9 protein-coding genes and 2 pseudogenes are annotated in these 10,001 nt (G+C 68.5%); 6 read left to right on the top strand and 5 right to left on the bottom strand.

What is annotated here, in order from left to right; all coding sequences use genetic code 11:
* Window positions 1-156: 156 nt before the first annotated feature.
* Together BIV24_RS36605 and BIV24_RS34030 are read left to right on the top strand one after the other, a co-directional pair.
* Window positions 157-474, top strand: a pseudogene (locus BIV24_RS36605) (SDR family oxidoreductase); the annotation flags it as partial.
* Between the two features lie 628 nt (window positions 475-1,102).
* Complete coding sequence (locus BIV24_RS34030) at window positions 1,103-1,300, top strand: hypothetical protein (protein WP_143064688.1); 198 nt, start codon at window positions 1,103-1,105, stop codon at window positions 1,298-1,300.
* A gap of 9 nt (window positions 1,301-1,309) precedes the next feature.
* On the opposite strand, the gene BIV24_RS28930 is transcribed toward BIV24_RS34030, so the two are convergent.
* Window positions 1,310-2,260, bottom strand: a complete 951-nt coding sequence (locus tag BIV24_RS28930; protein ID WP_071369429.1) for a LysR family transcriptional regulator — start codon at window positions 2,258-2,260, stop codon at window positions 1,310-1,312.
* Between the two features lie 108 nt (window positions 2,261-2,368).
* On the opposite strand from BIV24_RS28930, the gene BIV24_RS28925 reads away from it, so the two are divergent.
* Window positions 2,369-3,568: a cysteine desulfurase-like protein gene (locus BIV24_RS28925; RefSeq protein WP_071369428.1), complete on the top strand. Its 1,200-nt coding sequence runs from the start codon at window positions 2,369-2,371 to the stop codon at window positions 3,566-3,568.
* Between the two features lie 407 nt (window positions 3,569-3,975).
* On the opposite strand, the gene BIV24_RS34675 is transcribed toward BIV24_RS28925, so the two are convergent.
* The 3 genes from BIV24_RS34675 to BIV24_RS28910 form a co-directional block, all read right to left on the bottom strand.
* The gene (locus BIV24_RS34675) at window positions 3,976-4,119 is read right to left on the bottom strand and encodes a helix-turn-helix domain-containing protein (RefSeq protein ID WP_177198854.1); all 144 of its coding nucleotides are present in this window, start codon (window positions 4,117-4,119) and stop codon (window positions 3,976-3,978) included.
* A gap of 881 nt (window positions 4,120-5,000) precedes the next feature.
* Window positions 5,001-5,852, bottom strand: a complete 852-nt coding sequence (locus BIV24_RS28915; protein ID WP_071369426.1) for a GNAT family N-acetyltransferase — start codon at window positions 5,850-5,852, stop codon at window positions 5,001-5,003.
* Between the two features lie 72 nt (window positions 5,853-5,924).
* A complete protein-coding gene (locus tag BIV24_RS28910) occupies window positions 5,925-6,449 on the bottom strand; it encodes a hypothetical protein (protein ID WP_177198853.1) in 525 nt (174 codons plus the stop codon).
* Between the two features lie 610 nt (window positions 6,450-7,059).
* Here BIV24_RS28910 and BIV24_RS28905 point away from each other — a divergent pair.
* Window positions 7,060-7,506 (top strand): hypothetical protein, encoded by a 447-nt coding sequence (locus tag BIV24_RS28905; RefSeq protein ID WP_245766983.1) that lies wholly within the window; start codon window positions 7,060-7,062, stop codon window positions 7,504-7,506.
* A gap of 84 nt (window positions 7,507-7,590) precedes the next feature.
* Complete coding sequence (locus tag BIV24_RS34670; protein ID WP_071369424.1) at window positions 7,591-7,968, top strand: nuclear transport factor 2 family protein; 378 nt, start codon at window positions 7,591-7,593, stop codon at window positions 7,966-7,968.
* Between the two features lie 153 nt (window positions 7,969-8,121).
* Here BIV24_RS34670 and BIV24_RS28895 read toward each other — a convergent pair whose 3' ends face one another.
* Window positions 8,122-9,243 (bottom strand): IS630 family transposase, encoded by a 1,122-nt coding sequence (locus BIV24_RS28895; RefSeq protein WP_245766982.1) that lies wholly within the window; start codon window positions 9,241-9,243, stop codon window positions 8,122-8,124.
* A 499-nt stretch (window positions 9,244-9,742) separates the two neighbouring features.
* Between BIV24_RS28895 and BIV24_RS32695 the strand changes: the two are divergent.
* Window positions 9,743-10,001, top strand: a pseudogene (locus BIV24_RS32695) (transposase); the annotation flags it as partial.

The following is a 10,001-nucleotide window of genomic DNA, read 5'->3' as shown; positions in this document are numbered from 1 at the left end:
CCTCCACGAACTAACGCGGAGCAGCACTAGACGCCGGTCCCCGCCGTTCTGTAACACCCCCGATCGGTGGCCTATGTCACACGACCGCGACTGTTACAGGCGACGGGGCGCCGGCGTCTCGTGTTCGTCAGGACGTCGCGCGGAAGGGCATGGAACATGAGCACCAGTAAGTTCGCAGTGGCAGGAGCAACCGGGCGGCTGGGACGCCACGTCGTGGACGTCCTTGCGGAACGGGGGCACCAGGTTGTGCCGATGTCCCGTGCCACCGGCGTGGACATCATCACCGGTGAGGGCCTGGCCGAAGCGCTCACCGGGGTTGACGTCATCATTGACGTTGCGTCATGGCACGCCTCCGACCAGGAGGCTGCCACGGAGTTCTTCCGCACCGCCACCCGCAACCTGCACGAGGCCGGCCAGCATGCTGGAGTCGACCGGGTCGTCGCCGTATCCATCATCGGCACGGACAACACCAGCGCCGGTTTCGTCGCCGCCCAGCAGGTGCACGAGGAGGCCAACCTGTCCGGCCCGCTGCCCGCTCGCATTCTGCGGGCTGCGCAGTTCCATGAATTCGTCGGTCAGCTCCTGGACTGGCAGCCGGGCGACGTCGCCTACATCCCCGCCCTGCCCACCCAACTCGTGGCCTGCCGCACCGTTGCCGAAACGCTGGTCGACCTGGCCGCCGACCCCGACGCGCCCGCCCAGCCGGGTCCCGGAACACCGATCCCCGAGATCACCGGGCCCCGCAGGGAAACCATGGCCGAGGCGGCCAAACTCCTCGGCGCCCGCCGAGGCATCAAGGTCGTCGAGGTCGACGGCTCCGGCATGCCCGATGCCGAGGAACGCCTCCCCAGCGGGGTGGGGTGGCCCTCGCGGCCGAACATCCGCAGCACGTCGCAGGCGCGGCCCTGGTTGGTGACCAGGGAACCGGCCACTCGCAGCATGTCCGGCCAGTACTTGATGAATGACCAAGTAGCGGAAAAATATGGGGACTTCGATGCACGACACCTCTTCCGAGGGTGCGCCCTCCCATGTCGGGGCGGGCACGGCGGTCATGACGGCCCGGGTGGTGGACGGTCGTGGCACGGTTTCGCTGCTGCGGGTCGTGGCCGCCCTTGCCTGTCTTGAGACCTTGGTGCAGGGCCTGCTCGCCGGGATGCTACTGAACGGCGACGTCGATTCGATCGACCCGCACGGCTTCAACGCCTACGTCTTCGAGCTCCTGGTGCTCCTTCAGGTCGTGGCCGCCATCCTGTTGTGGCGCCGCAACCGCGAAATTGCTGGACCTGTTGGCACCTCTTGATCAGGTCGCCTACGTGAGCATCGGACTGTGATCCCCTGGCGATTGCGCGCTGTCCACGGCACCGGCCAGGAGCGTGAGTAGCTCGTCAATGAGCGGGGAGCGGGCACCGGGTCTGCTGACGGCAAGGATCTCCCGGTAAAGCGGCGCGCCCCCAGGCGGCAGGAGCACGCTCTCGACTCCGGCGTCGTGTTCCGCTCCGAGGAGCGTGGCGGGGATCAGGCCCACCGCGAGACCCGCGCGGATCATGGCAAGCATGCTGTGCAGGTCCTCGGTCTCCAACGTCACCTGCGGCGCGATCCCGAGCTCTCCGGCCCAGCGGTGCAGCAGACGCCGGTCGGGGTTGTGGGCGTGGCCCGAGACCCATTCCCGTTCCAGGCATTCGGCCAGCTCCACCGGGCGTCGGCGTCCCGGCTCGGCGCCCTTGACCAGGACAAGCGGTTCGCGCCCCAAAAGGGTGATCGTCAAGGCGTCAGACGGGGCCGGCGGGTCCTCGGGCAGGTAGCGGTAACCGACGAGCAGGTCGATGTCCCCCGACGTCACCCTCGGCACGCCCTCGTCCGTCTCCACGACGACGAGACGGATCCGGGGACCTGGGCGGCAAGCCTTGAGCGTGGACAGGACCTGAGGGAGCAGGTAGGTCATGGCGCTGGGGTAGGTCCCGACGCGTAGTTCGGCGATCTCGCGATTTGCGATGCCGTGGGCGGCGTCCTGGAAGCGCGCGGTCGCGTCGAAGAGCGTTTCGGTCGCCTGGGCGAGGGAGCGGCCCGCCGCGGTGAGGATCAGTCGGCTGCCGGGGCGGCGGGTGATCAGTTCGACGCCCATGTCGCGTTCGAGCGCGGCAATGTGCTGGGACACCGCCGAGGGCACGTAGCCGAGCTCGGCCGCGGCCTCGGCCATCGAGCCCCGGTGTACGACGGCCAGGAAGGTGGCCAGGAGCTTCAGATCCGGCTGAGACTTCATGGTTCATGAACTTTCTCTTCGGGATCCATCGCTTTACGTGTCTCGGAGTCGACGCCAGAGTAAAGGCACCGCGACGCCAGGCAATCCGCCCGACAGAAAGCCGAGACCATGGCCATCGACCTCACCGCCCTGCGGGCCCACTTCCCCTCCCTCGCCACCGGGCTCGCCTTCTTCGACGGTCCCGGCGGAACGCAGACCCCCCGCCCGGTTGCCGACGCCATCACCGCGACGCTGACCGGCCCCCTGTCCAATCGGGGAACCGTCAGCCCATCCGAGCTCAACGCCGAGCACGCCGTCGCGGACTTCCGCGCCGCCTACGCCGACCTGCTGAACGTGCCCGCGAACGGCATCGTCCACGGACGCAGCGCCACCCAGCTCACGTACGACTTCTCCCGCCATCTGGCCAAGGGCTGGAACGCGGGCGACGAGATCGTCCTCAGCCGCCTCGACCACGACGCCAACGTCCGCCCCTGGATCCAGGCCGCCGAGCGCACCGGCGTGACGGTCCGCTGGATCGAGATCGACCCGGAGACCACGGAACTCGACCTCGACTCGTACGAGCGCGCCCTGACGCCCCGCACCCGGCTGGTCGCGGTCACGGCGGCCTCCAACGTCCTGGGCACCAAGCCACCCGTCCGCCGGATCGCCGACCGCGCCCATGAAGTCGGCGCCCTGGTGTACGTGGACGGCGTCCACTACGCCGCGCACCACCTCGTGGACGTACCCGTCCTCGGGGCCGACCTGTTCGTCTGCTCGCCGTACAAGTTCCTCGGACCGCACTGCGGGGTGCTCGCGGCGGCGCCCGGGTTCCTCGAAACCCTGCGCCCGGACAAGCTCGTGCCGTCCCCCGACACGGTGCCGGAGCGTTTCGAGTTCGGCACGCTCCCATACGAGATCCTGGCGGGCGCCACCGCCGCCGTCGGCTTCCTCACCGAGCTGGACCCGGGCACGGGGGCCTCGCGCAGGGAGCGCCTCACCCGCTCCCTGGAGTCCATACACGAGCATGAACTGAGGCTGCGCGCACGACTGCAGGAGGGTCTGGAGTCTCTGGGCGACGCCATCACCCTGCACTCGAAGGCCCCCGACCGCACCCCGACGCTCCTGATGACTATCGAAGGCCGCGACGCCCGCGAGGCCCAGGCACATCTGGCCGCGCGCGGCGTGGTGGCACCGGCCGGGTCGTTCTACGCCTACGAACCCTTCACCGCGCTCAAGCTCGAAGACCCCGCCCTGCGCGCGGGCCTGGCCCCCTACAACACCACCGATGACGTGGACCGCTTCCTCGACGGGCTCGCCGACTTCCTCTGACCTCGCCGGATCCGGTAGCGAGGCGCCTGGCTGCGATCGCGTATGCCGGCCGAGAGGCTGAGCGTGCCGACCGCGGCACGCTCAACCAGATGCTCAGTGACCTTGACGGCGGCGAGGTGACCCTGGCCTTCAACCGGCTGTCAATGGTCCCGCAGTGGCACGACGGCCGCCACGTCGTCTGGGAGCACCTGGCCGACATCCCCCTTTGAAGCACGCATACGAGATGCTCGGTTTGGCCGCCGACGCCGAAGACTGCACCGCCACGGGGTTCAACAGGGCGTGAAACCACCATGGGGCCCTGTCGGGATGGTCCGCAGCGTGCCTGGGCGGGCGAGGTCGCCCGGGGGACGAGGCCGAACGTGCGCAGACCTCTATGGCCTGTGTCGGTGATCGGGGCTGATGCCGTGTCAGCCCGCCGCCGTCTCCCACAGCGCCACCGCCGCAGAAGTGACGCTGTGGGAGACGGCGGCGCCCTGCCGGGTCGTGCGAATCAGCCCGGCTTCGCGCAGCAAGGTGGCGTGCTCGCTCGCGGTGGCCGGGGCGATGCCCACCGCGAGCCAGTTCCTTGCTGGAGCAGCCGGGTCGCTCGATGACGGCGAACAGCACGGCGGCCCTGGTGGCGCCGAGTACCGAGCCGAGGGAGCGCGCCCCTTCCGGGCGCCACGGTGCTTCATCCGGAGCCAGTGCTGCGGCCAGGCCCCGCGGGCCGCCGGCCGGGTAGAGCAGGAAGGGCTGCGGTTCGGCGTGGGGGCCGATGACCGGGGTGTCGGTCCCGAACACGGAAGGGACCAGCAGCAGGCCACGTCCGGCGAGGTGCAGGTCGCCGTCCAAGCCGTAGGGCAGCGTGACCTCCAGGACGGGAGGGTCCCATTGCATCCAGCGCGGATTGACCCGGCTGAGTACCTCTCCCAGCCCGCCGCTTACGACTTGGTTCGCGATTGAGGTTGAGGCGTGCGGGCTGGCAGTTTGCCTGCTGGTTGGTCAGCAGGTGACCGGTCGGGCGAGCACCAATTCGGTGCTGGTGCGGCGTCGGCTGAGTCGGCGGGCAGCGCGGTCGGCGACCAAGCCGGCGACGGCCGCGTGGGTCTCGCCATAAAGCTCGCGCCGTCCGATGTACCGCTGGAGCGGACGCCACTTCTTCTGCTCGCCGATGGCATGCTCGACCCGGATGCGGCGGGAGGACTGACGAGATGGTGGTGCGGCCCTGCTCCGACTGCCCGCTTGCGTTCGCCTCCTCGCCGCTCGCGCAGCGCGGACTCACACCGGGTGGTCCAGGGAGTGGCCAACTCCTCGATCAGTCCGCCGAGATGTGCACGGGACAGGCCGCAGAAGGCAGGATGAGACAAGGCCACACGGGCCCAAGTTGACGTCACAATCCACCCAACCCGTACGGCCGTCGTCGCGTCACGGGTGGCGGCCTGCCTGCCAGCGGCTACTCGACGGGCTCGGCGATCAGTGCCGTGGCCACAGAGCGAAAGCCGAGCCGGGCATAGATCCGGGCGACGTCATCGTCGCCTGCGGACAAGAAGATGGTCTCGACGCCTCGCGACCGGGCGTCGGCCACCAGCACTGCGGTGACCGCATGCGCAAGACCCCGACGGCGCGCGGTCGGCAAAGTTCCCACCCCGACGATTTCGGAGACCGCTCCGACCGGCTGGTGCTGACCGGCGCACAGCGCCGTGCTGTCCTCCACTGCAGCGGCAACGCACGTCAGGCCGGCCAGGATGCGTGCCACCGCGCGTTCCACCGATCCGTCACTTGCATGGCCTCGCACCGCCTCGCCCAGTTCCGCCAGGCCGGCTGCACCGCCACCGGTGCCAGGCTCAGCGAAAGCCAGGTCAGGAACGGCCAGCGCGCTCGGCAGCACGGGATCGTCCGGCCCGACGGTCCGGACCACCACACCGTCGGCCACCTCGGGCACGGCGGGAGTCGGTACGTCCGGGTCGAGCACCATCAAGGGGTGCTCGTGAACCGTAAGCCCTGCCTGCTCGACCGCGGCCCGCAACGCGGGCGCCGTCGCGGCGACCCACTCGAAACTCTCCGGGATGCCCAGTTCCCGTTGCCGGGCGCGGACCCGGTTCACATCGGCGGCACTCACCGCTCCGGACCATCCCAGGGTCGGACGTGCAGAGAAGGGCCAGCCCTGCCCCTCTCGTATGAACAGGGTCAGCGGCCCGAGGTCTTCGACTCGGGCGCCGGAGCGGGGAACCGCGTCGTAGTACTGCTCAAGTCGGTCCAGCAGCTCACGGCGATCAACAAGATCCACAGACGTCACGCCGGGCATCCAAGCAGGAGCCCGGGAGCCACTGCCACCGTATTACGTCCTGTCACGGCCAGCCCCTGGACGAAGCGGCGATCAACTGCCGACAGCGGTATCGCGAACAATGTCGTTACTACTTGCCGGGCTCTGGCCGCAGTGTCCGCCTCGGTGACGGCCGTGATCTCGGCCCCAGTGCGGGCGCAGCAGGCGGTCGTGCACGTGCTGGAGGCTGTCGCACAGTTGCCGCAGCCGGTCCGAGTCGTCGGTCAGGTGCCGGATCCAGGCCGGCAGGCTCCGGTGCACGGCGACATCCGCCAGATCGGACCGGATCCGGGACCGCGGCACCGCACGTACCCGATCCATCAGCTCATCGGCCGTGCCGTTGCCGGGCGGTGCCAGGAATCCGAGCATGATGCCCGATCGAGGGACCAGGTCCAGCACCATCCGCGCCTCGGGGCGCAGCCTCCGCGCCATGTCTCGGCGCCAGGCCGCGAGCCGCACCGGATGCTCCGCGAACTTCAACTTCCGCACCGCCAACACCAGTTCACACAACGGATTCGGCTGCGCAGCGATCCTGGTACGCGCGAGATCCTCAACAGTGAAATGAACCCGGAACGGCACACATCCCCCCGATGGCACACAGACGGCAACATCCTCATCCGTGCACACAGCAGATGCATAGAGCGCTTCCGGGCAACCCGGCGACGAAGAATGCCATGGCAGTACGCGGCGGGCCCATCACCGCTCACACGGGCCCGGGCCGGGACGTCCGGCAGGGCGGGCACCAACTCAGCGCGCCCCGACCGGGCTGGACAAGGCCGCCGTTCGGGCAGGCTTGCCCAGGGTCCCCTTGGGCTTGCCCAGCCTCCCTGCTCAGCCTTACCCACCGCCGCGGTTCCACTCGGGCGAACCGTCCCGCGATACGGCCCACCAGGGCATCGAACATGTCCTGCCAGCAGGCGGGATCTATGCTGTGACCTGCGGCCACCACCTGATCTTCTGTCTTCACACACCGATGATCGCCGGTGGCCGCATCCGTTCCGCATGCCACCGATCGTTGAGCAGAAGGTGCCGGGCACCGGCGCCATGCTGGGCTGACGTAGCCAAGCACTACAAGGCAAGGCAACAACAAGTGCGCAACGGGTGGGTGGCGATGCTGCTGCCCGCCGCCGCTCACCCCTACCATCCGGGGGACAGGGGGCCCATGCGTACCCCGGGCAGGGGGCTCACCATGTGGTCGACCACTTCACGGCCGGTGTTCCGACGCTTCGTCGGCGCCGTCGCGGTCGGCATGTCCCTGGCCGCAACCTCAGGGTGCACGGTTCCCGTTGATGCCGTCGCCGGCATCTCCGTGACCGGCGACGGCCACCTACTCGGCGTCATAATGGCCTGCGGACATCACATCGATGGCGCAACCCTCTACGTGGCCAGCGACGACGTCAACAAGAACATGAAGGTCGGTTCATGGATCGCCGACCGCCCCCTCACGGCCGGTCTCGCCACATGGACCCTCGATTCTCCTGCCGCCGGCTGGACCGCGACGAAACCTCTCACTCCGCTCACCGCCAAGACCACCTACGTGCTCTACGGCTGGACCAAGGACAGCTCGTGGTCATCGAGCCACATCTCCTTCACCCTGAGCGACCGGGACCGGCTCACCCCGGGAAAAGTCCGCTAGTGCTGTGACCGGGATGGTTCACCGTGGTCGGGAGACGGCTCACGGGACGAGCGCGGTCCGCGAGGCGAGTGGTATTACTGGTGCATGCAGGAAGAGACCGCGCGGTCCGCGATCGACACGTTCATCTCCGCGTTCAACGCCTCGGACGACAGCTATGTGACTGCGCTGCTCTCCCAGGCCCTGACCACGGACGTGGTCTTCTGGGGACCGTTGGGCCGCAGTGAGGGGATCGAGGCGGTCGAGCGGTTCGTGCTGGACATCCGGCGCCACCCCGCGGGGACCGGCACGATGGTGCGCTGTTCGGCGGTGGACATGCCGGACGAGTGGGCCCGGTACCAGTGGGTCTTCACGACGCCGGATGGAGGCCCCCGCCTGGCGGGAACGGACGTCGTCCATCTGCGGCGGAGCCTCATCGACCAGGTCATCGTCTGCGCGGGGGAGATCGAGCCGTCCGCCTCCTGAGTCATTCTCCTCTGGCGCCGTCCTTCTCCTGAACCGGCCCCGTTCGGGGCTCCGGGTCTGCCCAGCCGAGATCACCTTCACAACGCTTCGGTCGTCCGCGCTTGGCCACGAGCGGACCGATGATGCGCTGTGGCTGTGTAAGTTCGCGGTTGGTCAGGCAGCGGTGTTGAGGGGGCGTCCGCCCCAACGGCTGCCCTTCTCGCTTCGGATGCGGGCGCGTTCCTTGCGTTCGGCGGCCAGGACGTCGCGGTGGCGGGCGTTGGCGTTGCGCCAGCGTAGATAGGCGTGCAGGGCTCGTGTCTGCACGGTGTGGTTGGGGTGGTTGGAGTTGGCGATGGTGAACTGCCTCAGCGGTCCGAAGTGGGCCTCGATGGGGTTGGCCCAAGAGGCGTAGGTCGGGGTGAAGCACAGCTCGACCTTGTCCTTTGTAGCCCAGCGGCGGATGTCGGTGCCTTTGTGGGCGGACAGGTTGTCCAGGATCACGTAGATGGGGGCTCCGTCGGGCCGGGCGGCGCGGATCGACTTGAGCGCGGCCAGCGTGTTCGCGGTACCTTTCTTGCGGCGGTTGACGCCCCACAACATGTCGTCGCCGACCGAGTAGCAGCCGTGGAAGTACCGGACTCCATGGGTGCGGTGGTAGGTGGCCGGCACCCGGTCGGAGTGTTTCCGTTCGGCCCAGCCCGAGCCTGCGGTGGGCCGGATCCCGAGTGGGCCGAACTCGTCGAACGCGAAGACCCTGTCGGGGAAACCGTCCAGGACGTGCTCGATCCGGTCCAGCTTCGCCTCGCGGTCGGGGTCGGTGGATTCCTTCCAGGTCTTGGTGCGCTGGAAGGTGACTCCACGGCGGGCGAGCAGGCCGCGTAACGCCTCGCGGCCGATACGGATCACTCGGCCGTGGACTGTGCGCAGGTAGGCGACGAGTTTGCGCAGCGACCAGCGAGTGAAAGGCTGGCCGAGCTTGGTGGGGCGGGTGGTGGCCGTCTGGACGACGAAGTCCTCGTCGTCATCGCTGAGCAGGCGGGGACGGCCTCCCGCCCACCGAGGGTCCAGGCAGGCCAGGCCGATCTCGTTGAACCGGTGGATCACATCGCGCACGGTGTCCTCGTCGGCCGCCACCAGCTGGGCGATCAGCGGCACCCGCTTCCCGCCGGCCGAGGCCAGCAGCATCATCGCGCGCCGATAGCGCACCGAGTTGGTGCTGCCCCGGCGCACGATCTGCTGCAGCCGCTGCCCCTCCTGGTCGGTCAGTCTGCGCACACGGACAGGCTCGGCCACCGCGCCTCCAGCGGTCGGATCGGACGTCACCGCACATCCAACCGCCACGACGACCAACCCGGCGAACCTAATTCCTTGTTAACGGTGCCACGAGGAGCTGTGAGCCTTGCGGTGCTGTTCGAACTGGATCGTGATGTCTAAACGTTGCCTGGCGACTGACGCCTCGCATCAGAGCGGCGGACGGTCCGGCGGATCTCGTGGTGGCGGTCGCTTGGGCACCGGGCGGATACCTTCGGCGAACACAGCGTTGATGCCTCCGCATAGAGCGGTGACGCTCGGTGCCTTCGCGGCCGCCGCCACGTCAACACCCGTCGCATGATCGCTCGTTGGTGTTGGTGGTGCGAGCCCGTCGCACGATGACCTCTTGATAAGCCCGAGCCGTTCGAGCTCCGGCTTAGAGGCGGTTTGTGAGTCTTTGGGTCGCTCTGTGGTCGCCTGATGGTGTGGGGTGTGGGCGGAATCCACGGGTCCGTGGTGTGGGGTCTGTTGGGGTGGCGGTATGAGTGAACGGAAGCCGTATCCCAGCGACTTATCGGACGAGCAGTGGTCGTTGATCGAGCCGGTGATCGCTGCGTGGAAGGACCGGCAACGCTCGGTTAGCGGTCATCAGGGCGCCTACGACATGCGGGAGATCGTGAACGCGATCCTCTATCAGGGGCGGACCGGCTGCCAGTAGGCCTACCTCCCGCACGACCTGCCGCAGAAGAGTGCGACATACTACTACTTCGGGGTCTGTACGGTCAACGGTGGATCTTCGA

The organism is Streptomyces colonosanans, from assembly GCF_001866645.1.
Lineage (GTDB): Bacteria > Actinomycetota > Actinomycetes > Streptomycetales > Streptomycetaceae > Streptomyces > Streptomyces colonosanans.
The sequence above is the reverse complement of the archived record's forward strand: the minus strand, read 5'-3'. Positions and strand labels throughout refer to the sequence as shown.